At 71.8% G+C, this 24,051-nt stretch carries 19 protein-coding genes; 6 read left to right on the plus strand and 13 right to left on the minus strand.

Annotation, left to right across the window (positions count from 1 at the left end):
- Window positions 1-121: 121 nt before the first annotated feature.
- The 6 genes from AC0KTA_RS34055 (at window position 122) to AC0KTA_RS34080 (ending at window position 8,489) form a co-directional block, all read left to right on the plus strand.
- Window positions 122-1,447, plus strand: a complete 1,326-nt coding sequence (locus AC0KTA_RS34055) for an ABC transporter substrate-binding protein (RefSeq protein ID WP_481052037.1) — start codon at window positions 122-124, stop codon at window positions 1,445-1,447.
- A 92-nt stretch (window positions 1,448-1,539) separates the two neighbouring features.
- Window positions 1,540-2,460: a carbohydrate ABC transporter permease gene (locus AC0KTA_RS34060; RefSeq protein WP_481056661.1), complete on the plus strand. Its 921-nt coding sequence runs from the start codon at window positions 1,540-1,542 to the stop codon at window positions 2,458-2,460.
- Window positions 2,457-3,362 (plus strand): carbohydrate ABC transporter permease, encoded by a 906-nt coding sequence (locus AC0KTA_RS34065; protein WP_481052038.1) that lies wholly within the window; start codon window positions 2,457-2,459, stop codon window positions 3,360-3,362. Before AC0KTA_RS34060 ends, AC0KTA_RS34065 begins: the two co-directional genes overlap by 4 nt.
- On the plus strand, window positions 3,359-4,390 hold the full coding sequence (locus AC0KTA_RS34070) for a LacI family DNA-binding transcriptional regulator (RefSeq protein WP_481052039.1): 1,032 nt from the start codon (window positions 3,359-3,361) through the stop codon (window positions 4,388-4,390). The genes AC0KTA_RS34065 and AC0KTA_RS34070 overlap by 4 nt, the downstream gene beginning before the upstream one ends.
- A gap of 317 nt (window positions 4,391-4,707) precedes the next feature.
- Window positions 4,708-6,942: a glycoside hydrolase family 43 protein gene (locus tag AC0KTA_RS34075; protein WP_481052040.1), complete on the plus strand. Its 2,235-nt coding sequence runs from the start codon at window positions 4,708-4,710 to the stop codon at window positions 6,940-6,942.
- A 77-nt stretch (window positions 6,943-7,019) separates the two neighbouring features.
- Window positions 7,020-8,489 carry an RICIN domain-containing protein gene (locus AC0KTA_RS34080; protein ID WP_481056662.1) on the plus strand — a complete coding sequence of 490 codons (1,470 nt, stop codon included), beginning with the start codon at window positions 7,020-7,022 and terminating at the stop codon, window positions 8,487-8,489.
- Window positions 8,490-8,542: 53 nt separating this feature from the next.
- Here AC0KTA_RS34080 and AC0KTA_RS34085 read toward each other — a convergent pair whose 3' ends face one another.
- From AC0KTA_RS34085 to AC0KTA_RS34145, 13 genes are all read right to left on the minus strand, one after another.
- Window positions 8,543-9,397, minus strand: a complete 855-nt coding sequence (locus tag AC0KTA_RS34085) for an ABC transporter permease (RefSeq protein WP_481052041.1) — start codon at window positions 9,395-9,397, stop codon at window positions 8,543-8,545.
- Window positions 9,398-9,401: 4 nt separating this feature from the next.
- A complete protein-coding gene (locus tag AC0KTA_RS34090; RefSeq protein WP_481052042.1) occupies window positions 9,402-10,232 on the minus strand; it encodes an ABC transporter permease in 831 nt (276 codons plus the stop codon).
- Complete coding sequence (locus AC0KTA_RS34095; protein WP_481052043.1) at window positions 10,229-11,251, minus strand: ABC transporter ATP-binding protein; 1,023 nt, start codon at window positions 11,249-11,251, stop codon at window positions 10,229-10,231. Before AC0KTA_RS34095 ends, AC0KTA_RS34090 begins: the two co-directional genes overlap by 4 nt.
- Window positions 11,248-12,405 carry a hypothetical protein gene (locus AC0KTA_RS34100; RefSeq protein WP_481052044.1) on the minus strand — a complete coding sequence of 386 codons (1,158 nt, stop codon included), beginning with the start codon at window positions 12,403-12,405 and terminating at the stop codon, window positions 11,248-11,250. The genes AC0KTA_RS34095 and AC0KTA_RS34100 overlap by 4 nt, the downstream gene beginning before the upstream one ends.
- A gap of 51 nt (window positions 12,406-12,456) precedes the next feature.
- Window positions 12,457-14,034 (minus strand): hypothetical protein, encoded by a 1,578-nt coding sequence (locus AC0KTA_RS34105; protein ID WP_481052045.1) that lies wholly within the window; start codon window positions 14,032-14,034, stop codon window positions 12,457-12,459.
- The gene (locus tag AC0KTA_RS34110) at window positions 14,031-16,448 is read right to left on the minus strand and encodes a pyridoxal-dependent decarboxylase (RefSeq protein WP_481052046.1); all 2,418 of its coding nucleotides are present in this window, start codon (window positions 16,446-16,448) and stop codon (window positions 14,031-14,033) included. The genes AC0KTA_RS34105 and AC0KTA_RS34110 overlap by 4 nt, the downstream gene beginning before the upstream one ends.
- Entirely contained in the window at window positions 16,441-17,196 is a 756-nt protein-coding gene (locus AC0KTA_RS34115; protein ID WP_481052047.1) for a class I SAM-dependent methyltransferase, read from the minus strand. Before AC0KTA_RS34115 ends, AC0KTA_RS34110 begins: the two co-directional genes overlap by 8 nt.
- On the minus strand, window positions 17,193-18,266 hold the full coding sequence (locus AC0KTA_RS34120; RefSeq protein ID WP_481052048.1) for a GHMP family kinase ATP-binding protein: 1,074 nt from the start codon (window positions 18,264-18,266) through the stop codon (window positions 17,193-17,195). Before AC0KTA_RS34120 ends, AC0KTA_RS34115 begins: the two co-directional genes overlap by 4 nt.
- Before the next feature lie 10 nt (window positions 18,267-18,276).
- A complete protein-coding gene (locus tag AC0KTA_RS34125) occupies window positions 18,277-19,335 on the minus strand; it encodes a monodechloroaminopyrrolnitrin synthase PrnB family protein (RefSeq protein WP_481052049.1) in 1,059 nt (352 codons plus the stop codon).
- A gap of 125 nt (window positions 19,336-19,460) precedes the next feature.
- On the minus strand, window positions 19,461-20,132 hold the full coding sequence (locus tag AC0KTA_RS34130) for an HAD family hydrolase (RefSeq protein WP_481052050.1): 672 nt from the start codon (window positions 20,130-20,132) through the stop codon (window positions 19,461-19,463).
- Between the two features lie 200 nt (window positions 20,133-20,332).
- Entirely contained in the window at window positions 20,333-21,100 is a 768-nt protein-coding gene (locus AC0KTA_RS34135; RefSeq protein ID WP_481056663.1) for an enoyl-CoA hydratase-related protein, read from the minus strand.
- Between the two features lie 41 nt (window positions 21,101-21,141).
- Window positions 21,142-22,470 carry a ferredoxin reductase domain-containing protein gene (locus AC0KTA_RS34140; protein ID WP_481052051.1) on the minus strand — a complete coding sequence of 443 codons (1,329 nt, stop codon included), beginning with the start codon at window positions 22,468-22,470 and terminating at the stop codon, window positions 21,142-21,144.
- Complete coding sequence (locus AC0KTA_RS34145) at window positions 22,467-24,020, minus strand: amino acid adenylation domain-containing protein (protein ID WP_481052052.1); 1,554 nt, start codon at window positions 24,018-24,020, stop codon at window positions 22,467-22,469. The genes AC0KTA_RS34140 and AC0KTA_RS34145 overlap by 4 nt, the downstream gene beginning before the upstream one ends.
- Between the last annotated feature and the right edge of the window lie 31 nt (window positions 24,021-24,051).

Raw genomic sequence — 24,051 nt, forward strand, 5'->3', positions numbered from 1 at the left:
ACACAACCGCACAGTAACGACCATTGACAAGTGTCCAGGACGTTTCTCTACTGTGAACGCTCACAGATGCATGGCAGGCCATCCGCAGCAGGCGGCGGCCGCTCGACCGGGAGACACAACCATGCCGTTCACCAAGCCCAAGCCCCAGCACCGGCGCCTCATGGCCGCCTCCGCCGCCCTCACCCTCGGCGCCGCCACCCTCGCGGCCTGCGGTTCGTCCGACGACGAGGGCGCGGCGGGCCCGGTGTCCCTGACGTACTGGACCTGGACGCCCGGCATGGACAAGGTCGTCGACCTGTGGAACGAGGGCCCGGGCAAGAAGGAGCGGATCAAGGTCACGGTCAAGAAGCAGGCGTCCGGCGACACCCTCGTCACCAAGATCCTCACCGCCCACAAGGCCCACAAGGCACCCGACCTCGTGCAGGCCGAGTACCAGGCGCTGCCGACCCTGGTCAGCAACGACGCGCTCGCGGACATCAAGCACAAGGTGGGCACCATCGAGGGCAAGTTCGCGCCCGGCGTGTGGCAGCAGGCGACGCTCGGCACGGACTCCCTCTACGCGGTCCCCCAGGACTCGGGGCCGATGATGTTCTACTACCGCGCCGACCTGTTCAAGAAGTACGGCCTGAAGGTCCCCGCCACCTGGGACGAGTTCGCCGAGACCGCCCGTGCGCTGAAGAAGAAGGCGCCCGGCAAGGACCTCACCACGTTCTCCGCCAACGACTCGGGGCTCTTCGCCGGCCTCGCCCAGCAGGCGGGCGCCAAGTGGTGGACCACCGCGGGCGACCGGTGGAAGGTCGGCATCGACGACCCCGCCACGCGCAAGGTCGCCGACTTCTGGGGCGGCCTCGTCAAGGAGGGCGCCATCGACAACCAGCCCATGTACACCCCCGCCTGGAACAAGGCGCTCAACACGGGCAAGCAGATAGCGTGGGTCAGCGCCGTCTGGGCGCCCGGCACCCTCACCACCGCCGCCCCCGAAACCGAGGGCAAGTGGGCCATGGCCCCGCTGCCGCAGTGGTCCACGGGCAAGCCCGTCACCGGCAGTTGGGGCGGCTCGTCCACCGCCGTCACCACCGACAGCGACCACAAGGACGCCGCCGCAACGTTCGCGGCCTGGCTGAACACCGACGCCAAGGCGCTCGCCGCCCTCGCCAGGAACGGCGGCATCTACCCCGCCGCCACCGCCGCCCAGACCAGCGGCGCCTTCAGCAAGCCCCCGGCGTACTTCGCCGACCAGCCCGATTTCTACGCCAGGGCCGCCGAGATCACGAAGACCACCGCGCCCGGCGCCTGGGGCCCCAACGTGAACGTCGCCTACGCCTCCTTCAAGGACGCCTTCGGCAAGGCCGCCAAGAACAAGTCGGACTTCGGCGCCGCCCTCGCGACCGTGCAGGACGCCACCGTCGCCGACATGAAGAAGCAGGGCTTCGAGGTCGCGCCGTGAGCAAGAGATCCGCAGCCGGTGAGGGCGTCGCCGCGGCCGGCGAGGGCACCGCCGTCGGCCGGGGGCCCGCACGCGGCAGCGCCCCGCGCCGGGTGACACGCGGCAGCACCCCGCGCCGGGTGAAGGGCGCCCCCTACGCCTTCCTCGCCCCCGCCGGCGTCCTGTTCGCGCTCTTCTTCGCGCTGCCCATCGGGTACGCGATGTGGCTCAGCCTGCACAAGGTCGAGGTCAAGGGCCTCGGCCTCGGCAAGGGCGCCCGCTCCGAAGTCTGGGCGGGCCTCGGCAACTACACCGACGCGTTCCAGGACCCCGAACTCCTCGACGGCTCCCTGCGCGTGCTCGCCTACGGCGCCCTCGTCATCCCCGTGATGCTCGGCCTCGCCCTGTTCTTCGCGCTGCTCCTCGACACCGACCGGGTACGGCTCGCGCCCTTCACCCGGCTCGCGATCTTCCTGCCGTACGCCGTGCCCGGCGTCATCTCCGCGCTCCTGTGGGGCTTCCTCTACCTGCCGGACGTCAGCCCCTTCTACTTCGTCCTCGACAAGCTGGGCCTGCCCCAGCCCGACCTGCTCGACGGCGGGCCGCTGTACCTGGCCCTGTCCAACATCGCGGTGTGGGGCGGCACCGGCTTCAACATGATCGTCATCTACACCTCGCTGCGGTCCATCCCCGCCGAGGTGTACGAGGCCGCCAGGCTCGACGGCTGCTCCCAGCTCCAGATCGCGCTGCGCATCAAGATCCCGATGGTGGCGCCCTCGCTGGTGCTCACCTTCTTCTTCTCGATCATCGCGACGCTCCAGGTGTTCAGCGAGCCGACCACCCTCAAACCGCTCACCAACTCCCTGTCCACCACGTGGAGTCCGCTGATGAAGGTCTATCAGGATGCCTTCGTCAAGGGTGACATCCACGCGGCCGCCGCCACCGCCGTGCTCATCGCCGTGGCGACGCTCGTGCTGTCCTTCGGGTTCCTGCGCGTCGCCAACTCCCGTACCAAGCAGGAGGAAGCACGATGAGTTCTCTCGCCGTCCGCAAGTCGGTGCCGGCCGTGGGCACCACGCCCGGCACCGCCCAGGGCCCGCCCCCGCGCCGCCGCATCGCCCTGCTCCCCACCGCGGCGCTGCTCGTCGGCGCCCTCTACTGCCTGCTGCCCGTCCTGTGGGTGGTCGTCGCCTCCACCAAGTCGGGCCGCGAGCTGTTCTCCACGTTCACGTTCTGGCCCGGCAGCGGCTTCGCCGACAACGTCCGCGACCTGAACGCCTACCGCGACGGCGTCTACTGGCAGTGGATGGCCAACTCCGCCTTCTACGCGGGAGTCGGCGCCCTGCTCTCCACGGCCGTCTCCGCGATCAGCGGCTACGCGCTCGCCCTCTACCGCTTCCGCGGCCGCGAGACGGTCTTCAACATCCTCATGGCGGGCGTCCTCATGCCCCCGGTCATCCTCGCCGTCCCCCAGTACCTGCTCCTGGCGAAGGCCGACCTGACGGACTCCTACATGTCCGTGCTGCTCCCGCTGATCCTCTCCCCGTACGGCGTGTACCTGGCGCGGATCTACGCCGCCGCGGCCGTGCCCGGCGACGTGGTAGAGGCGGGCCGGACGGACGGCGCGGGGGAGTGGCGGATCTTCACCCGCATCGCCCTGCCGATGATGGTCCCCGGCCTGGTCACCGTGTTCCTGTTCCAGTTCGTCGCGGTGTGGAACAACTTCCTGCTGCCGTACATCATGCTCAGCGACGACGAGAAGTTCCCCATCACCCTCGGCCTGTTCACCCTCCTCGAACAGGGCGCCAACACCCCCGCCCTCTACACCCTCGTCATCACCGGTGCCCTCCTCGCGGTGCTCCCGCTGATCGCCCTCTTCCTGGTCATCCAGCGGTTCTGGAGCCTGGATCTGCTGTCGGGAGCCGTAAAGTCGTGACCATGAGCGATACGGGGGGCAGGCGCAGGCCGCCGACAATTCACGACGTCGCCCGGGAAGCGGGCGTGTCCCGGGGCACGGTCTCGCGGGTCCTGAACGGCGGCCACTACGTGAGCCCCGCCGCGCAGCGGGCGGTCGACGCCGCCATCCGCAAGACCGGGTACGTGGTCAACCGGCACGCCCGCTCCCTGATCACCGGCCGCTCCGACTCGGTGGGCTTCCTGCTCACCGAGCCGCAGGAGCGGTTCTTCGAGGACCCCAACTTCAACGTCCTGCTGCGCGGCTGCACCCAGGCCCTCGCGGCGCACGACATCCCGCTGCTCCTGATGATCGCCGGTACGCCGGACGAACGGCGGCGCATCACGCGGTACATCGGCGCGGGCCACGTGGACGGGGTCCTGCTCGTGTCCAGCCACTCCGGCGACCCGGTGGCGGCCGAGCTGCACGAGGCGGGGGTGCCGCTCGTGGCCTGCGGCAAGCCCATCGGGCAGGGCACGAAGGTGAGTTACGTCGCCGCGGACGACCGGGACGGCGCCCGCGACATGGTGCGCCACCTGATGTCTCTCGGGCGCCGCCGCATCGGCACGGTGGCCGGACCCCTCGACACCCCCGGCGGCGTCGAGCGGCTCGCGGGCTACCGCGAGGTCCTCGCCGAGGCGGGCGTCGAGGCGGACGAGCGGCTCGTCGTCCCCGGCGACTACAGCCGGGCGGGCGGCGAGGCGGCCACCGAGCGCCTGCTCGCCCAAGTCCCCGACCTGGACGCCCTGTTCGTCGCCTCCGACCTGATGGCCCAGGGCGCCCTGGCCGCCCTGCGGCGCGCGGGGCGGCGCGTCCCGGACGACATCGCGGTCGGCGGCTTCGACGACTCGCCGGCCGCGACCGCCGCGAGCCCCCTCCTCACCACCATCCGCCAGCCCTGGGACCGCATCAGCGCCGAGATGGTCCGCGTCCTCCTCGCCCGCATCGGCGGGGACGACCCGGCGGCGGTGATCCTGCCGACGGAGCTGGTGCGCAGGGAGTCGGCCTGACCGGTCGGGCGGAGCCGCGCCCGCGCGCGGCTCGGAGCCCGTACCGGCTCTCGATGCGACCTCGTGCAGCCGGAAGGTTGCCGTCACGACGCCTCCCTTTGGGTGCAGGACGCTCTCATTCTGTCCGAGATATCGAACATCGCTCGTCACGTCGAACAGACCGTAAAGTCACCGGGCGCACACGTCAACGCTTCCGACAGAACTCAACGAGTTCCGTCCGCATGGATTGACGCGGCTGCGGCCAACTGGTCCCATTCCTCCGGCAGTAGGCCGAACAGAAACCATCAGAGTCCACCGCAACCCGACAGGACGTGGTCATGCGTCGACGACCCGGAAGAACCCTGTACGCGCTCCTGGCCGCGCTCTGCGCCCTGGCCCTGAGCGCCGTCGCCGTTCCGCAGGGCTCCGCCCACGCCGAGGACAGACCGCGCCAGAAGGCGCCGTACGCCGGCTACCTCTTCGCCTACTTCACGGGCGAGGGCACCGCCGACGGCGAGCAGATCCGGTACGCGCTCAGCCGCGGCAACGACCCGCTGCACTGGCGGGAGCTGAACGGCGGCAAGCCCGTGCTCACCTCGGACATCGGCGAGAAGGGACTGCGCGACCCCTTCGTGATCCGCTCCCCGAAGGGCGACAAGTTCTACATGATCGCCACCGATCTGCGCATGTACAAGAACAGCAGCGGCAGCTGGGACCAGGTGCAGCGCACCGGCAGCAAGTCCATCATGGTCTGGGCGTCCACCGACCTCGTGCACTGGACCGACCGCCGACTGGTGAAGGTCGCCCCGGACACCGCGGGCAACGCCTGGGCGCCCGAAGCCTATTGGGACGACAAGCTCGACGCGTACGTCGTCTTCTGGGCCTCCAAGGTGTACGCCGAGAACGACCCGGGCCACACCGGCAACACGTACAACAAGATGCTGTACGCGACCACGAAGGACTTCCGCACCTTCAGCAAGCCCAAGGTGTGGAACGACCCCGGCTACTCGGTCATCGACTCCACTGTCATCAAGGACGGCACGCACTACCACCGCTTCACCAAGGACGAGCGCGACCCGTCGTCGGGCACGCCGTGCTCGAAGTTCATCACCGCCGAGAAGTCGGACACGCTCACCGACACGTCGTACGACTTCGTGAAGGACTGCATCGGCAAGGGCGCGATCGACCGCGGCGAAGGGCCCACGGTCTTCAAGTCCAACACCGAGAACAAGTGGTACCTGTTCGTCGACGAGTTCGGCGGCCGCGGCTACATCCCCTTCGAGACCACCGGCCTTTCCTCCGGCCAGTGGAAGCCCTCGGAGAACTACCAGCTTCCGGCCAGCCCCCGGCACGGCACCGTGCTGCCCGTGACCCAGGCCGAGTACGACCGGCTCCTCGCCGAGTACGCGCCGTCCGGCACCTCCGTCACGGACGCGACGGCGCAGCGGCAGAAGGCCTTCGCGACCGTCACCGAGGCCTCGTCCAAGGTCGTCCTGCCCCTGGAGCCGGACGCCGACCTGCGCGCGGTCGCCCCGCGCTTCGCGCTCGCCCCGGGCGCCACGATCAGTCCCGCGTCCGGCACCCGCCGCGACTTCCGGAAGCCGCGTACGTACGAGGTCAAGGCCGCCGACGGCGCCAGACGCACCTGGACGGTCGAGGCCGCCCGGACGCGCAGTCCGCTCCTTCGGGGCCTGACCGCCGACCCGGACATCCAGCGCTTCGGTGACCGCTACTGGATCTATCCGACGACGGACGGCTTCCGCGACTGGAGCGGCACCCGCTTCGCCGCGTACTCGTCCAAGGACCTGGTGCACTGGAAGAACCACGGCACCGCGCTCGACCTCGGGCCCGACGTGAGCTGGGCGGACAGCCGCGCCTGGGCGCCCGGAGCGGTCGAGCGCGACGGCAAGTACTACCTGTACTTCTGCGCCGACCAGCAGATCGGCGTCGCGGTCGCCGACTCGCCCGCGGGCCCCTTCAAGGACGCGCTCGGCAAACCCCTCGTCGCCAAGGGGCAGTTCACGGGCCAGATGATCGACCCCGCCGTGTTCACGGACGACGACGGGCAGGCGTATCTGTACTGGGGCAACGGGCGCGGGTACGTGGTGCCGCTGAACGACGACATGGTGTCCTTCGACCCGGCGAAGGTGAAGGACATCACCCCGGACAACTTCCGCGAGGGCTCCTTCGTGGTCAAGCGCAAGGGCACGTACTACTTCATGTGGTCCGAGGACGACACCCGCAGCGAGAACTACCACGTCGCCTACGCCACCGGACCGAGCCCGCTCGGCCCCTGGACCAAGCGCGGGACCATCCTCGAGAAGCGGCCCGAGTACGGCATCAAGGGCACCGGCCACCACTCGGTGGTGCGCGCCGCGGGCACCGACGACTGGTACATCGCCTACCACCGCTTCGCCCTGAACGGTCCGGGACGGCCCGGCGGCGACGGCAACCACCGCGAAACCACCCTGGACCGCCTGCAGTTCGCGCCCGACGGCACGATCAAGCCGGTCGTCCCGACCCTGGAATCGATCGAGCCGGTGAAGCCGGGACGGGGAGGTGACGCCCGATGAGAACGACGAGAACGACGAGAACGACGAGAACGACGAGAACGACGAGAACGGTGAGAACGGTGGGAACGACGAGAACGGTGGGAACGCTGCGGACGTTCCTGTACGCCGCCTGCCTCGCGCTCGCCGCGACCCTGCTCTCCGCCGTGCCCGCGAGCGCCGCACCGGACGCGGGGTCGGGTGCCCCGCCGGGTGAGCCCCGGGGGCCCAGGGCCGCCGTGACCGTCACCAACGGCACCCAGTTCCCCGACACCTCGGGCAACCCCGTGCACGCGCACGGCGGTGGCGTCCTGAAGGTCGGCGCGTACTACTACTGGTTCGGTGAGAACCGCAACGCCGACAACACCTTCCGGTACGTGTCCGCGTACCGCTCGAAGGACCTCAAGAACTGGGAGTTCCGCAACCACGTCCTGACCGAGGCCAGCGATCCCGAGCTCGCCACGGCCAACATCGAGCGCCCCAAGGTGATCTACAACGAGCGCACCAAGCAGTTCGTGATGTGGATGCACAAGGAGAACGGCGTCAACTACAACGAGGCCCGCGCCGCCGTCGCCACCTCGTCGACCGTCGACGGCGACTACACCTGGCGCGGCTCCTTCCGGCCGCTCGGCGCGCACATGTCCCGCGACATCACCCTCTTCACGGACACCGACGGCACCGGCTACATGATCTCGGCCGCGCGCGACAACTACGACCTGCACATCTACCGTCTCACCGCCGACTACACGCAGGTCGCCGAGCTCGTCGCCAATCCCTGGCCGGGCGGCCACCGCGAGGCGCCCGCGCTCTTCAAGCGCGGCGACGTCTACTTCATGCTCACCTCGGGCGCCACCGGCTGGAACCCGAATCAGCAGCAGTACGCCACCGCCACCTCGCCGTCCGGCCCGTGGAGCGCGATGCGGAACGTCGGCGACGCGACGGCGTACGGCTCGCAGACGGCGTACGTCCTGCCGGTGCAGGGCGAGCGGGCCACCTCGTACCTGTACCTGGGCGACCGGTGGGGCAACTCCTTCGGGCAGAAGGTCAACGACTCCCGGTACGTGTGGCTGCCGCTCGCCTTCCCCAGCGCCACCTCCATGACCATGGACTGGTCGCCTGAGCTGGAGATCGACACGGCCGCGGGGACGGTCACAGGGCGTGGCGGTCCATACGAGACGCTCACCGCCCGGCACAGCTCGAAGTGCGCGGATGTCGTGAGCCAGTCGGTCCTGGAGGGCGCGGCCCTCGCCCAGTACACCTGCAACGGCGGCGGCAACCAGAAGTTCTGGTTCAAGGACGCGGGCGGCGGCCATGTGCGGCTCATGGCCCGGCACAGCTCCCTCTGTCTGACGGAGACCTCCGCGGGCGCGGTGGAGCAGCGGGCCTGCGCCACGGGGGCCGTCGCACAGGAATGGCGCGTGGCCCCGGCCGCCGACGGGCACGTCACCCTGGCCTCCCGGGGCAGCGGCAAGTGCCTGGACGTCGCCGACGAATCCACGGCGAACTCCGCCAGGATCGGCACCTGGACGTGTACCGGCGGCACCAACCAGCAGTGGAGGCGGGCCGCATGACGACGTGACCGTCAGGGCTCGGGGGCGGCGCCGGATCGCCGCCCCCGGGCCCCTCAGTTGTTGCGCGCGTAGAAGACAAGACCCCGCCGCCACCACGCGAGCCCTGACCACAGCAGGGCGGCCGCCACGGCGGGGAAGGCGAACACCAGGGCCGCGGAGAAGGGCACCCCGTCGGTGTGGCCCGTCAGCCATGCCGCGGGGTAGAAGCCCGCGAAGGCGATGGGGACGGCGAAGGTGAAGGCCCCCTGCAGTACCCAGGGGAACAGGCCCAGCGGGTAGTTGCCGAAGGTGCCCGACACGCTGTCCAGCCAGAAGAACAGCGACTCGCTGCCCCGGAAGCGCAGGACCAGGGCCGCTATGTGCAGGTTCAGGCCCAGCTCGATCACCAGGGCCCCGGCGACGGCCGCCAGCAGGAACGCCACCATGCCCACGGTCCACTCGACGTCCAGCAGGGACAGGCATACGCTGAGCGACGCGCACGCGACGACGAGGTCGCCGATGGCGTTCACCGGAGCCTCGTACGTGAAGACCTGGAGCAGCACGGGGGCGGGGCGGGTGCGGAAGGCGTCGAAGCGTCCGTCCCGCAGGAGATGGGGGATCAGACCGAGGTTGCCGAAGAAGAGCATGTACAGGCCGTGGCCCAGCATGCGGATGCTGCTGATGAGCAGGACCTCGCCCACTCCCCAGCCCGCCAGGGAGGGGAACCGGCCGAAGATGACCGTGGCGAACAGGAGCACCGTCACCTGGTAGGTGACGCCGTTGGCGATGGCCATGGCGAAGTCCGCGCGGTTGGCCAGTTGGCTGCGGAGGCCGGCGCGCAGGATGACGGTGACGAGCCGCAGCCGGCCCACGGGGCGCACGGGCCGCGCCGGTCGGCCGGAGCGCGGGACGGGGGACGTCGTAGACATCGGATCAACCACCCAGGACGAGGAGGCGGCGCGCCGCGCGGCGCCACACCAGGCGGCCGACGGCCGCCAACAGGAGGCACCAGGCGGCCTGTTCGAGCAGGTGGGGCAAGGCGTCGGCGGCCGCGATGCGGCCCGTGTAGAGCGAGACGGGCACGTGCACGGTCGCGGAGAACGGCAGGTGATCGGAGACAGCGGTGAACCACGAGGGGAAGAACCACAGCGGGATCAGCGCGCCGGACAGCAGTGTCTGCGCGAAGGCCGCGAGGCGGTTGACGCCGAAGCTGGTGATGGTCCAGAAGCTGGTCAGGTCCACCAGGAGCGCCAGGTGGTAGAAGACGCCCTGGCCCAGCGCGTACGAGACGGCGGCGACCGCAGTGGCGGCGGCCGAGGGCGGCGCGCCGACCAGGCCCGTCGCCAGGCCGATGGCCAGGCCCGAGAGCAGCCAGGTCGTGGCGTAGAGGCTCTCGCCGAGGCCCCGCCAGGCGCAGTAGCGGCGGGCGGAGACGGGCCGGGTGAACCAGAACACCACAGAGCCGTCCCGGATCTTGCTCTGCGCGGTCTCCTGGGACGCCCCCTCCATGATGACGCGGCCGGTGCCCATCAGGGTGGCGAGGACGGAGTACGTCACGGCCTGGGTGACGTCCATGCCCGCGACCGTGGCGTCGCCCTCGCCGTAGAGCGCGCGCCACAGCAGGACGTAGAGGAACACCTGGGTGACGATGATGAACGCGGTCGCCGCGATGCGCGGGCGGTACGCCCACTCCGTACGCGGCACAAGAGCCGCAAGGCGGTGGGCGCGCGGCCTTCCCCGGGACGTGGTCCCCGGAGCGGTCATGCCGGGCCTCCCGCAGGGGCGGCCGCGGCGGCGGTCTCGGGGCGCGCGTACAGGGTGCGCAGGACGTCCTCGACCTTCGCCCCGTCGAAGACCACCGAGCGCACGGCGTGTGCGGACAGCAGCTCGTCGGTGACCTCGCGCTGTCCGGCGCCGGGGTGCGGGCGCAGGTGCACGGTCGCGCCGTCGGTGGCCACGACCTCGGCGGTGCGCATGCTCAGCGGCCCGGGCGGCGTCTCGAACTCCACCACGACCGTGCGCCGGTGCTGCGCCGCATCGGCGAGTTCGCCGCGTTCGCCGTCGAAGACGACGCGGCCCCGGTCGATGACGACGAGGCGTCGGCACAGCGCCTCCACCTCCGCCATGTCATGGGTGGTGAGCACGATCGTGTGGTCACCGGTGCGCGCCAAGGTGCCCAGCAGGGTGCGCACTTGGTCCTTGACGAGGACGTCCAGGCCGATGGTCGGCTCGTCGAGGAAGAGCAGCGGCGGCCGGTGCAGGAGCGCCGCCGCCAGGTCGCAGCGCACCCGCTGGCCGAGCGAGAGGAACCGCACGGGCGTGTCCCAGAAGGGCGACAGGGCCAGCACGTCGTTCAGCTCGGTCAGCGTGGCGCGGAAGTCCGTCTCGGGCAGGCCGTAGATGTCGCGCAGGATCGTGAACGAGTCGTACGCGGGCAGGTCCCACCACAGTTGGGTGCGCTGTCCGAAGGTGACGCCCATGGCGTGGGCGTTCCGCTCGCGATCGGCGTAGGGATCCAGGCCGTAGAGCCGGGCGGTGCCCGACTCCGGGAGCAGCAGGCCGGTCATGGCCTTGATGAGCGTGGACTTGCCGGCGCCGTTCTGGCCGAGCAGGCCGATGAACTCGCCCGTCTCGACGGTCATGCTGACCTCGCTGAGCGCCGCCGTGCGCCGTGCCCGCCGCCGCTGGAAGGGCCGCTTCCAGGACCGGCCCTCGGCGCTCTCCCAGCTGCGGAAGGTCTTGGTGAGGCGGTCGACGCGGATGGCGGGGGGCCGCGTGCTCACGTGCCCGCGCTCGCTTCCGAGTCCGTGCCCGCGCGTGCTTCCGCGCCGCGCGCCACACCGTCGGCCACCAGCGGTGCGAGCAGTTCGCCCACTCCCGCGAGCCAGCCCGCGGGCACGACGCGGCGCAGCGCGCCGGGCGCGAGCGTGGCGAGCGCGGCACGGGCCAGGGGCGCGGCGAAGTCGGGCGCGCCGCCGCTCTCGTGGGTCACCACGCCCAGGGTGTAGGCGGTCGTCCAGATCTCGGTGAGCAGCACGTCGCTGATCCGGTCGTGTACGAAGGCGCGGTGCGGCAGGTGGTCCAGTGCCTCGCGCAGGGCCCGGACGACGCGTTCGCGGCTGATGCCGCGCTCCAGGAGGGCGTCCTCGGCCGGGACGCGCCGCCATCCGTCGGGGGCGGAGGCGTCGCGTATGTAGGCGACGGCGAGCTGTTCCCACCAGCAGAAGTACGGCACGGTGTCCAGCCGGACGAGCTCCTCCGGGCGCTGCGGCAGGGCGGGGGCGGTGCTCGGGAAGCAGGCGGCGCTGCGGGGCCCCATCACGTCGTTGCCGACGAGGCTGGCGGGGTTGGCGTGGTCGACGAGGCCCGCGACCGGCACGACGGTCTCGGTGCCGGTCGCGGCGAGGTAGCCGAGGAGCGCGACGTCGTCGGTGTCCTCCTGGGTGGCCTTGGCGGTGGCGTACTCCTCGAAGCCGAGGGCGAGACGGGCGGGGAGCACGAGGGCGACCGAGGGCAGGTAGTCGTCGACGACGGGGGCCCAGGCGTGGCCGCGCAGGGCGGCGACGCGCACGGCGTTGGCGGTGCGCGAGCCCCATTCCGTGAACAGGCTCACCGACGCGGCGGGCCGGGCGGTGATGAGGGCCCGCACGCGTGCGGCGAAGTCGTGGGCGAGGATCGCGTCGTCCTGGAGCACCAGGTGGTGGGTGGCGCCGGGGGCGACCGACTGCCAGGCGAGCCGGGCGGTGCGCAGGGCGGAGGGCGGCCCTTCCGGGTCCGGGTCGGTGATCAGGCGGGCGTCGAGCTCGGGGTGGCGGGCGCACAGTTCGCGGGCGGCGGCCGCGCGCCGAGGGTGGGCCATCACCACGGTCGACAGGCGGATCTCCGGGGTGTCGGGGCCCGGGGCGTGCTGCTCGGGGACGTCGGCGGGGGTGTTCACTGTGGAGAGATCCTTTGTGTCGTACGGGTGTGGTGCGGGGTTGGAGGCCGGTCAGCGTTCGGTCTTGCCCATGGCGAGCGGGCGGCGGGTGAGCGGGCCGAGGGCGCGTGCGGCGGCGAGGCGCAGCGGGCCGAGCCAGTGCAGGATCGGTTGCAGGAGGACCAGGGGGACCAGCAGTCCGGACGCCCCGCCGCTCCCCAGCGGTTCGGCGCGCTCATGGGCGCCTTCGTGGCTCTGCAGGAAGCGGGTGGCGAGGCTCATGCTGATCAGGGCATGGAGGACCATATACGCACCGGCCGCGACGGCCCACGCCAGGAGCGTCCCGTGGGCGCCGTTCACGGCCAGCACCGCGACGGCGGCGGCCACGCAGGGCGGTCCCAGGAACCACCACACGGTGTCCAGGCCCTCCTTGACGAGCGTCACGGTGTTGCGCCGCCCGTAGGCGCGCAGCGCCGGATCGCGGAGCAGCCGCAGGCAGCCCGCGACGCTGCCGAGGGCGACGAGGCTGTACGCCTTCGCGAGCGCGCCGACGCGGGCGTAGCGGTCCACGAGGTTGTGCACCGGCAGCACCACGGCGCTCTCTCCGGCGGCCGACAGTTTGTAGCCGATGAGGAGGTCGTCGACCGGCTCCTCGTACATGCCGATGGACACGAGCATGTCGTGCCGGACGAACAGGCCCGCGCCGATGCCGTAGACGACCGGGTCCAGGGCCGTGCGCAGCCCGTCGGGCAGCCGCAGCGCGCGCAGCCGGGCCCTGGTCCGCAGCCGGTGTGCCTCGATGCCCATGCGGCGCCGCAGGTCGGCCACGGCGTGGGCGCGCAGCGCCAGGTCGGCGAGGCCGGTGCGGGCCGCGTGCGGTCGGCGCAGCTGGAGCGGCAGTTGCTGGACGAGGGTGGGCGGGGCGTGTCCCGCGCGCTCGGCCTTGTCGGTCTCGTGGGCGAGATGGCGGAGGGTGGTGCGGTCCGGCTGGGAGTCCGCGTCGTAGACGCCGACGTAGGTGCGGGACGGGTCGGCGCCCTCGGGCAGCAGGTGGCCGAGTCGCTCGACGGCGTACACCAGTTGACTGCTCTTCGCTCCTGACGGCTCGTCATAGTGCAGGTGGTGCAGGGATGTTCCGGAGCGGCGGGCAGTGATGTCGGGGAGCAGCGCCGAGGCCACCTCCCTGGTGGTGGGGGTGGCGGCGATCTCGTCGTGCAGCACCTGCGACGGCGTGGTGGCGGACCGCACGCGGGCCGCCACGTCGCGGGCGCGGGCGGACGGCACGATGCCGGACAGCCGCGCCCCGGCGGTCTCGTCGTCGGGTGCCGCGAGCAGGCGCCGCTCCAGGTCCGGGAGTTCGGCGAGGTGGTGACGCCGGTCGCGCTCCTCGCGCTCGGTGGTGATCACGACGATGTGCAGCAGCTCGGGCGGATAGTCCAGGCGGGCCACCGCGCCGACGACCTCGGACAGGAGGTCCTGTTCCCGCAGCGCGGGAATGAGCAGGGCGACGTGCGGCGCCCCCGCCCCCGGTGCGGGGACGGGCGCCCGGCGCCCGGCCTGGAGCGCGCGTGCGGTGACCACGGCCCGGACGGTGAGGAGGACGCCCCAGCCAAGTACTGCCCACAGTACGGTCGTTGCCAGGGTGCTCATGCCGTGCCGCCCTTCGCCGCAGTGGGCCAGTGCGGGTGCCGGTTGCCGTCGCGGTCGGCGGCGGCCGCGAGCTGGAGCCGGCGGGCGTCGGGGTAGAGCCGCTCGGCCCAGGCGACCACGGCCCGGGGTTCGAGGCTCTCGGGTTCGCTGACGTCGACACCCGGCAGCTCCTGGCGCAGCCGCGCGCCCAGGCCGAGGCCGACGGACATCGCGTACCGGCCGTCGCCCTCGACCGCTTCGAGGCCGGTGAGCAGCCGCCCGTCCGCGAACCGCGGCAGCACCCGCACAAGGCCCAGCTCGGCGGAGCGCGCGAGCAGCGCGCTGCCCTGCAGCGCCTCGGCCAGGAGGTCGTCCGTGCCGACCGTGCCGGTGAAGCCGCGCCCGACGGTGAGCGACACGACGACGTCGAAGAAGCGGTTGGGGAAGCGCTGGTACTGGCCGCGCAGCAGGTGGCGGCGGCGCGGCAGCGCGGGGTCGGCGTGCTGGGCCACCCGGTCGAGGCGTGGCGGGGCGTCGCCGTCGGCCAGCGTGACCCTGAGCTCCAGCGAGGTGTCGATGGAGAAGGAGTAGTCGTCGCCGGTGCGGCGGATGCTGCGGGCGTCCTTGCCGACTTTGACGACCAGGGAGTCCTCGAACACTTGGAGCTCGTCGGCGTGCCAGCGGTCCCCGTACTTGTACTCGGCGGAGCGGAAGCGGCCGTCGCCGTGGAAGTTGGCAAGGAGGACGGGGGTGTGCGGGCGCTGTTCGGCGTCCTCGAAGACGGAGAGGTGGGCGGCGCCGACCAGGGACAGCTTCTGCTGGTTGCGGTCCAGGACCTCCAGCGAGAACTTCTCGGGCGACAGGACGCCGAACAGCTCGTTGGCGAAGGGCGCGTCGAAGTCGGGTGCGTAGACGAGCAGTTCGCCGCCCGTGGCGGCGGACGGGCCCCAGCTCTCCACCCGCAGCTGCTCGCCGAGTTCGGCGCGGTTCTGGAAGGTGTGGAAGGAGTAGGCGTGCGGGTAGTCGTCCGGGTTCCGTCGCCGCGGCGGGTGGACGACGAGATGGCGCAGGCACGCGCTGCTGCCGCGCAGGTGCTTCAACTCGGCGGGCACGGGCGGCGGGGCCGTGGCGCGCCCGGCCTCAACGACGGGCGCCGCGAGGGCGGCCACGAGATCGGCGGCGAACGCGTCGATGTGACTCCGCGTCATGTGCGGCATGACGTAGAAGTGGTGGAACAGGCGGTCCGTCGTGCGTCCCTGGGCGTCCGTCCAGGGCAGGGTGTTGCCGACGAGGCGGTAGTGCTCCCTGAGCTCGCCGGGGAGGTGGCCGCCCTCCGTGGAGAATCCCACGACGAGGACGGTGTTCCCGGGCGAGGGCAGCAGCACCGCGTCCGGGTCCGCCGCCCGGATGGCGTCGGCCAGGCGCTCCCTGAGGTCGAGGCAGCCACGGAACGTCTCGCGGTAGCCCTCGGCGGCGAGCCCGAAGACCAGGGACCACAACGAGGCGGCGGTGGCGCCCGAGCGGGAGCCGGTGACCGTCTCGTCCACGAAACCGGACATCGGAGCCGGGACCGCCCCGTGCCCGAGCAGGCCCTTGCGGCACAGGAACACCCCGCAGCTGTAGGGCATCAGGCCCGACTTGTGGGGGTCGAGGACCATGGAGTGCACGAAGCGGTTGCGGAAGTCGAAGGGGATGTCCGGCGCGGTGAAGGGCAGGATCATTCCGCCGTGCGCGGCGTCGACGTGGTGGAAGAACCGCAGCCGGGACGGCCCGTCGGTGCGGCGGCCCAGCAGCGCGCTGATGCGGTCGACCGGGTCGGTGAGGCCGGTGTTGTAGTAGCCCGCCGTGGAGACGACGATGACGCCGGTGTCGTCGCCGTCGGCCTCCAGGGCGTCGAAGGCCTCCTCCAGGGCGGCCGGTTCAAGGACCCAACTGGGCCCGGCGGGCAGCGCCTTGAAGTCCAGGTCCAGGATCTCGGCGGCCTTGGCCACGGAGTGGTGGGTGAGGGCGGAGGCGACGACGAGCACCCGGCGGCAGCCCGCGGCCCGCAGGGCGTTGCGGCCCACGCGCAGCCCCGCGAGGGTTCCTTCGTTGGCGCCGCTGGTCAGGTAGCCGTCGGCGGAGTCGGCGCGCATCAGGCCGCCCAGAGCCAGGACCGCCTCGCGCTCCAGGCGGCGGGTGCCGCGGGCGCCGTCGCCGAAGCGGGTGTGTACGCCGACGTTGTTGGGGTTGCGGGCCGCGAACATGCCGGCGGCGTGCAGGGCGAGGGGGTGCGGCTCGCTCATCGCGAAGCCGAGCCGCACCGGGTCCTTCGCCGACCGCCAGTCGGGCACTTCGGCGAGCCGGTCGGCCAGGACGGCGGCCAGCTCGACCGTGGGCAGCGCGGCCTCGGGGAACGGGTCGCACTCGGTCGACCCGTCGGGCAGGTCAGGCATCGCGGCTCACGTCCCCGCTGCCGCTGCTGGTACTGCTGCCGCTGGTGCTGCCGCTGTGGCTGTCGCTGCTGCCGGCGCTCGCGTCGTGGCGCAGCTCGCAGCGGAGCACCGCACGCGGGCCGACGTCGAGATCACGTACGTAGGTGTGCACGGCACCCTCGGGGCGCAGGCCCACGGCGGCAAGACCGGCCAGGATCTCCTCGGCGGGCAGCAGCGTCATGGGAACGCCGTCCGGCAATACGTACTGGCCCGCCGACTCCCCGGGGCGCAGCCGCGGGTCGAGGGAGTCGGAGGTGAAGGTGTTGAGGGCGAGCACGGCGCCGGGGCGCAGCACGCGCGCCAACTCCCTTACGCAGGAACGGAAATGCTCGGGCGTGGGAGCGTTGTGGAGCACGCCGTAGCAGACGGCGAGGGCGAAGGCGTCGTCGTCGGCGGGGATGGCGTCGGCCGCGCCCCGCCGGACGGTGACCCGGCCGTCCGGGAAGCGCTCGGTGGCCGTGCGGGTCGCCTCGACCATGGCTTCGTGCAGGTCTACGGCGACGACGGTGCAGCCGTGTTCGAGGAGGGCGACGGTGTTGCGTCCGCCGCCGCAGCCGAGGTCGAGAGCGGGCCCGGTGAGGTCATCGGCGTACCGGGAGAGGATCTCGACGAGGTAGGGCTGAGCGGTGAGGGCGGCGAAGTCGCGTACCGTCTCCGGGGCGTTCCAGTAGGCGGCGGCGCGCTCGGTCGCGGTGGCGGGGAGAGTCATCGGGTGGGCTCGATCTCTTCGTAGGTGCCGTTGTGCGGGAGGGCCCGGATGACGCGCATGCCGTGCTCCGCGAAGAAGGACGCGCACGTGTCCGGGTCGGCGGTGAGCGCGAAGAACGCCGGGCCGACGGAGGACAGCGCCAGGACGGTCGCCGTGCCGTCGGCCTTCAACGGCTCGAGGCGCGTGGCGAGTTCGCTCAGTCCGGGGTGGGAGAAGGAGCAGTTCTCGATGGATCCCATGCGGAAGCGGTAGTCGAAGACGAGGTCTCCCAGGGGGCCGAGGTCGCCGCGCAGCGCGGCGGGCATGGCCTCGTGGAGCATCCGGAAGGCGATGGTGGGCGACCAGCGTTCGCCGGTCGCGCGGAAGCGGTCGAACTGGCCGATCTCGGCGGCCATCAGCTCGTCCGTCGACCGCTCTTGAAGCGTGGTGGGCACCCCGATGACCAGCGAAAGGTCTTCCGGTACGGAGGCGGTGAGGACGACGGTGCTGCGGCCCGCGACGACCTGCACACCGCCGGGGTAGAGGCCGGACGCGGCGGAACCGCCGATGCACTGGACGGGCATGAGCCGGTCGCTGCCCTCGGTGTGTTCCTCGCCGTGGTTGCTGGTGAGGAAGGGCAGCAGGTCCGCGCGGTCCACGGGGTTGCCGTAGAGGTGGTTGACCGCGGTGGCGACGGCGGCGATCAGGCTGCTGCTGGAGCCGAAGCCCGCGTGTACGGGCAGGGGGTCGCTGTCCACGTTCACGTGCAGGTCGCAGCCGACGCCGAGGGTGGCGCACATGATGCGGGCGGCGTGCTCGACGAGCGCCGGCCGCGCGATGGCCGGGTCGAGCGCGAGGCCCTCGCCGGGGGCGAGCCTGCGCAGGCGCACGCGGTGGAACCGCGCGACGGAGAAGACCAGTTCGCCCGCGTCGTAGATCAGGTGGTGGTCGCCCGCGATGGCGCCGGGCTGGAGTGCCATGGCGTTCAGGCGCGTGGGATAGCGGATCGCTGTCTCGTCCGCGGGCTTGAGGGGGCCGAGCGGTGCGGTCAGTGGGTGGTGGATGGTTCCGGGGGTGAAGGACGTGAACATGTCTTTCGCCTTATGCCGTGGCGTGGTCGAGGGGCGGCGCGGCCGCGGAGGCCTCGGTCAGCCGCTGGTGGCGTTCGGTGGTCAGGTCGACCAGGTGGTCCAGGGAGTCGGTGGTGTAGCCGCCGCTGCCGAGGGAGCCGTCCGGGCGGATGCGCATGTTGGCGCGGGCGAGCTGGAGGTGCGGCAGCCGGAAGTGGAGGATCTCCCGCATCAGCAGCCGCAGTTGGGTCCATACGGGGGCCGTGGTGTCACCCGCCGCCTCGTCCAGGAGCCGGGGCAGCAAGGGGCGGTGCGCCATGATGGTGTCGCCCGCGGCGCGGTAGGCGGCGGGGAGGTAGATCAGGTTCTCGTCGAGGTACTGCCCGTACCACTCGTGCCTGGGCTCACCGGGCTCCGGCCTGAGCACCGCCATGTCGACGAGCAGCGGTGTCATCTGGGCGCCGCCCGGCGCGTACAGCACGGCGCCGCCCACCGTCATCGGCGGGAAGTAGGGCCGCATCCGGGTGGAGAAGACCTCCGGCGTGATGTTCCGCTTCACCGTCAGCAGGGCCTGCGCGAACACCTTGAACGCCTCGGTGGCGGCGGCCAGATGCTCCTCCAGAAGCGGGTCGTGCACGGGGAGCGGCAGCGCGGCCATGAGGTGGTCGACGGCGGGCCGCAGGGCGATGCCCGCCCTGCGGACCTCCGTGATGAACAGGACCTCCTCGGGGATGCCGGTGAAGGTCCGCAGCGCGTCCTCGGGGTTGCGCAGGGCGTACGTGTAGACGCTGTCGCGGGGCACTTCGTCGGCGAGGGCGCCCAGCTTGAGCAGCGTCTCCTCGGCGCCGGACAGGGACCGGTGGTCCGTGCCGTGCCGTTCGAGGGAGGCCAGGACGAAGCCCAGGTCGCGCAGGGCGGCACTGGCCGTGTCCTCGTCGGTGACGGTGTCGGGGACGCGGTCGAGGAGCGTCCGCGCCAGCCGCTCCAGGCCGCCTGTGTCCGCGGCCCTGTTGAGCTCTGGTACGTCATCTATGTGCTCGGAGAACCGCAGCGGATCGAGTTCGCTCACGCGGTGGTCCAGAGTTCTCATGTCGGTGGCGAGATTCAAGGAAATGACCTCTATTGCGCCGCAGCGGGCGGACTCGGGAACGTCAAGACGTCAAGAAGCGTCAGAGACGGAAATGTTGAAGAGCGGCAGAAAGTGTGGGAGAAGATTCAGAGAGAAGAATTCAGCTCGTCGAGCGCGTGGACGCGATGCGTCAAGGGCACGGGAGGCCGCGTCACGGCGGGCTGAGAGGTGACCCAGACAGCGGGAATTCCCGCGGTGTGAGCGGATGTGAGACCGGCGAAGGAGTCCTCCACGGCCAGCGCCCGGTGGGGCGGACACCCGCTGTGCCGCAGGGCCGCGAGATAGACGTCCGGGGCCGGTTTCGGAGAGAGGGTGCCATCGGCGCAGGTCACCGACGCGAAGCGCGGCCGCATTCCGAGCCGGTCCAGGTGGCCCGCCACCCAGGCGTGCGAGTTGCTGGAGGCGACCGCGAGCCGGTGCCCCTTGGTGAGACAGCGGTCCAGGAAGGACTGTGTGGCCGGCGGCGGCGACTCCTCGTCCGCACGCCGCTGGTTCTCGCGCTCGAACATGTCCCACAACTCGCGCGCTTTCTCCTGCCCCAGGACGGAGATGAGCGCCCCGTTCATGGAGTCGCGCGCGAGCGTACCGTCGGGGTGTGTGGGTATTCCGTCCGGCAAGTCGATGCCTGCCTCGTCGAGCACGGCTTCCCATGCCTCAAGGGCGACGCGTTCGGTGTCGAGCAGGACGCCGTCGAAATCGAAGATGATGAGCCGCCGCGACGGTGAGTGTTGTTCTGCTCTGCGGCCAGACGCGCACATGCAACGCCCCTCCCCCATTCCGGAATTGCAGCCCAAACAGGACAGCATTCCCGATCCCCCGTTGGTCTGGACCAGGGAAACGTATCCCGGAAGAAGACTGTCTTCAAGCCCTTGATTGTGATTCCGGAACGGTGCTATGCCGCCGGTCCCTACCGGCCCGCGAACCGCCGGTCCCCGCCGGCCCGTGAACCGGCGCCCCCCTACCGGCCCGTGAACCGGGGCTCCCGCTTCTCCAGGAACGCCCGCATCCCCTCCCGCTGGTCCTCGGTCGCGAACAGGCCGTGGAACACGCGCCGTTCGAAGAGGATGCCGTCGCGCAGTCCCGTCTCCAGGGCCTGGTCCACGGCCTCACGCGCGGCGCGGACGGCGGCCCGGCCGTAGGAGGCGATGGCCTCGGCCGCCTCGGTGGCCTCGGCCAGGACGCGGTCGTCGGGCACGACCCGGGAGACGAGGCCGCAGCGCTCCGCCTCCGTCGCGTCCATCGGCCGGCCGGTGAGCACGAGGTCCATGGCCTTGGCCTTTCCCACCAGACGCGGCAGGCGCTGCGTGCCGCCGATGCCGGGGATCACGCCGAGCTTGATCTCCGGCTGCCCGAAGACGGCGGACTCGCCCGCGACGACGAGGTCGCACATCATCGCCAGTTCGCAACCGCCGCCCAGCGCATAGCCGTTGACCGCCGCGATCTTCGGCGTGCGCAGGGCCGCGAACTCCTCCCAGCCCGCGAAGTAGTCCTCCGCCGCCATCTGCGCGGCGCTCCGGTCGGCCATCTCCTTGATGTCGGCGCCCGCCGCGAAGACCTTGTCCGAGCCGGTGACGACGAAGCAGCCGACGTCGGGGTCGCGGTCCAAGGGCCGTAGCACGTCGAGGAGTTGGGTCATCAGCTCGTGGCTGAGCGCGTTGCGCACGGCGGGGCGGTGCAGGCGCACCGTGACCACCCGGCCGTCGCGCTCGATCTTGAGGTTCATCAGCCGTCCTTTCGGCGGGGCGGCGTGGGCCGCCGGGGGTCGGGTCAGGAGTCCCAGATCGCTCCGTACGCGGGGATGCCGCGCCGTTCCAGGCCGTGCACGACCTGCCAGGTGAGCCTCTTGTTGGAGATGCAGATGACCGCCTCGGCGCCGAACTCCGCGTACGCGGCGTACGCGAGCCGCACCATGTCGGGCTTGCCGTGCCGCCCCGTGTCCCAGACGACCGCGTCCGGCTGCACCGCGAGGATCTCCTCGACCAGGCCGTCCCCGTACGTCGTACGCGGGTCCCGTGTCGCCCACACCAGGCGCGAGGGCACCTCGGCGGCGAGCAGGTGCGGCAGGCACGGTCCGATGCCGCTGCCCGTGGCGACGTACACGACCTTGCGGAACAGCGTCTCGATGTTGGCGACGCCCGCGGTGGTGATGCCCTTGACCCACACCCGCGAGGGCGCGTCGTCGATGAAGGAGCCCGTCCAGTCGCCCGCCCGCGAGATGGTGAGGCGGAAGCCGGACTGGCCGGGCGCGGGGACGTTGGCGAAGGAGTGCCACTCCTTGAGGGGGCTCCGGCTGATGGCCGTCGACGACCCGGCGAAGGGCGTCACGCCGTGGTCGAAGCGGGCCAGCGCGACGTGGGACGACGGGCGTTCGATCCGTACGTCGACCTTGCGCAGCCGCAGCCACGGCAGGGCCACGCTGAAGGTGACGAGCGCGAGCACCCAGATGCCCACGTCGCCGGGCCCGCGGGCGAGCAGCACGGTGTGCGCCCAGAAGAGGGCCAGCGCCGCCCAGCCGCCGAAGCGGTGGATCCGTTCGAAGCGGTCGTGGAAGCGGGAGCGGAAGGCGGGCAGCGCGGTCGCCACGAGGACGGCGAGGAGGGCGATCAGCGCGTACGAGACGGCGAGGACCGCGAACGCCCCGCCGCCCGCCGTCAGCGTGACCGTCAGGGCGAGGAACCAGGCGGTCCCCGCCAGCGCCCCGCCCACGTGTAGCCCGCCGAAGTGGTACACCTTCGCGAGCGTCCAGCGCACCTTCAGCGGCCAGGTCACCGGGGCCGCCGTGGCCACCCGGAAGAAGAAGTTGATGACGTACTGCTGGCGGACGACGACGGCGAGCGCGAGGTTTGCCAGCGCGGCGTGTCCGAGCGCCCGCTCGTCCGGCACGCCCCCGGCCACCCCAAGGAGGACGAGGTTGGCGGCGGCGACCAGGGCCGCCAGGCGGTGGTAGTGCATGAGGCGCGGGTGCTTGAGGACGCGCCGGGGCCAGGAGGTGAGCGGCGGGAGGACCACGCCGTCGCCGAAGCGGGGCGCGGACGGGGCCGGGTGAGGCGGGGGAGGAGAGGAGGCGGACGCGGGAGCCGTGCGAGAGGCGGTCACCGGACCGCCCCCTCCGCGAGCCGCAGCAGGGCACCCTTGTCGATCTTGCCCCGGTCGGTCTCCGGCAGGGCCGCGAGGGGGAACACGGCGGCGGGCACGCAGTAGTAGGGCAGCGCGGCGGCGACCGCGCCGCGCGCCGCCTCCGGGTCCACGTCCTGCGGACAGACGAAGGAGACCAGATTGCGCGCGTCCCGCCGCACGGTGACCGCGCGGCGGCAGCCGGGCACGGACTCCAGGACGGCGGAGACCGCGTCCGGCTCGACCCGGAAGCCGCGGATCTTCACCTGGTCGTCGGTCCTGCCGAGGTGTTCGAGCTCGCCGTCGGCCGTCCAGCGGCCCAGGTCGCGGGTGCGGAACATGCGGCGGCCGCCGCCGAGGAACGGATCGGGCGCGTACCGCTCACGGGTCAGGCCGGGATCGCCGAGATACCCGGCGGACACGCAGTCGCCGCCCGCCCACATCTCGCCGGTCCGGCCGATGGGGACCGGCCTGCGGTGCTCGTCGAGGACGTAGACGGTGTTGTTGGGGGTGGGGCGGCCGATCGTGAGCAGCGGCGCGGCCGGGGAGTGCTGACGCATCGTGTTCACGATCGTGGTCTCCGTCGGGCCGCAGCAGTTGTAGAACGTGCGGGTGGCGGCCCACAGGTCGGCGAGCGGGCGGGGACAGGGTTCCCCGGCGACGGCCACGGTCCGCACGCGCGGGCACGTGGCCGGATCGATGGCGGAGAGGACGGTCGGCGTGGCGATGAGGACGTCCGCGCGGCGCGCGGTCTCGGCGATGTCCTTGCCGCGGACGAGGAGCGTCCCGCCGCGTGTGAGTGCCCCGAGGGTCTCCCAGGCGGCCATGTCGAAGGCGACGTTGAGGAGTTGGGCGACGCGCCGCCCGGGGCCGATGCCGAGGCCGCCCGGCTCGGTGAGCAGGATGTTGCAGACGTTGCGGTGCGTGACGGTGACGCCGTTGGGGGTGCCGGTGGTGCCGGAGGTGAACAGGACGTAGCAGCCGTCGTCGGGGCGGACGGCGCGGGCGAGCCGCACGGGCGAGGGCGGGGGCGCGACGGCGAGGGCGTCGGAGGCGTCGGGGGTGTCGTCTTCCTGGTCGATGGCGATGCGTGCGGTGCCCGCGGACCGCGGCACCCGGTCCGCGTGGCGGGCCTGGGTGAGGACCACCCGGATCCCGGCGGTGCGCAGGACGTGCCGCAGTTGGGCGGCGGGCGTGAGCCCGGTGTCCTGCGGGACGTACGCGGCACCGGCCTTGAGGGTGGCGAGCAGCCCGACCAGCATCGGCAGGGACCGGCGTACGAACAGGCCGACGCGGTCGCCGGGCCGCACGCCCATGCGCACGAGCCGGGCGGCGAGCCGGTCGGCCCGGAGGTTCAGCTCGCCGTAGGTGAGGTGCGCGCCCTCGTGCTCGGCGGCGACGGCGTGGGGGGTGGCCGTGGCGCGGTGCCGGAAGGCTTCGTGGACGAGGGTGTGGGGGAGCCTAGCGGCGGGGCCGTGCCCGAACTCGGTGAAGAGTCGGCGATCGCGGGGCGTGAGGTGGCTCAGCAGCATGCGCGGGAGACCTCCTGGCTGTTTCGCATGA

Source organism: Streptomyces sp. Y309, assembly GCF_056712025.1.

What these genes read in the sequence shown, in the direction of transcription:
- AC0KTA_RS34055 (WP_481052037.1), top strand. Translation starts at nt 122, where the DNA reads ATGCCGTTCACCAAGCCCAAGCCCCAGCACCGGCGCCTCATGGCCGCC.
- AC0KTA_RS34065 (WP_481052038.1), top strand. Translation starts at nt 2,457, where the DNA reads ATGAGTTCTCTCGCCGTCCGCAAGTCGGTGCCGGCCGTGGGCACCACG.
- AC0KTA_RS34075 (WP_481052040.1), top strand. Translation starts at nt 4,708, where the DNA reads ATGCGTCGACGACCCGGAAGAACCCTGTACGCGCTCCTGGCCGCGCTC.
- AC0KTA_RS34085 (WP_481052041.1), bottom strand. Translation starts at nt 9,397, where the DNA reads ATGTCTACGACGTCCCCCGTCCCGCGCTCCGGCCGACCGGCGCGGCCC.
- AC0KTA_RS34090 (WP_481052042.1), bottom strand. Translation starts at nt 10,232, where the DNA reads ATGACCGCTCCGGGGACCACGTCCCGGGGAAGGCCGCGCGCCCACCGC.
- AC0KTA_RS34105 (WP_481052045.1), bottom strand. Translation starts at nt 14,034, where the DNA reads ATGAGCACCCTGGCAACGACCGTACTGTGGGCAGTACTTGGCTGGGGC.
- AC0KTA_RS34110 (WP_481052046.1), bottom strand. Translation starts at nt 16,448, where the DNA reads ATGCCTGACCTGCCCGACGGGTCGACCGAGTGCGACCCGTTCCCCGAG.
- AC0KTA_RS34115 (WP_481052047.1), bottom strand. Translation starts at nt 17,196, where the DNA reads ATGACTCTCCCCGCCACCGCGACCGAGCGCGCCGCCGCCTACTGGAAC.
- AC0KTA_RS34120 (WP_481052048.1), bottom strand. Translation starts at nt 18,266, where the DNA reads ATGTTCACGTCCTTCACCCCCGGAACCATCCACCACCCACTGACCGCA.
- AC0KTA_RS34125 (WP_481052049.1), bottom strand. Translation starts at nt 19,335, where the DNA reads ATGAGAACTCTGGACCACCGCGTGAGCGAACTCGATCCGCTGCGGTTC.
- AC0KTA_RS34130 (WP_481052050.1), bottom strand. Translation starts at nt 20,132, where the DNA reads ATGTGCGCGTCTGGCCGCAGAGCAGAACAACACTCACCGTCGCGGCGG.
- AC0KTA_RS34145 (WP_481052052.1), bottom strand. Translation starts at nt 24,020, where the DNA reads ATGCTGCTGAGCCACCTCACGCCCCGCGATCGCCGACTCTTCACCGAG.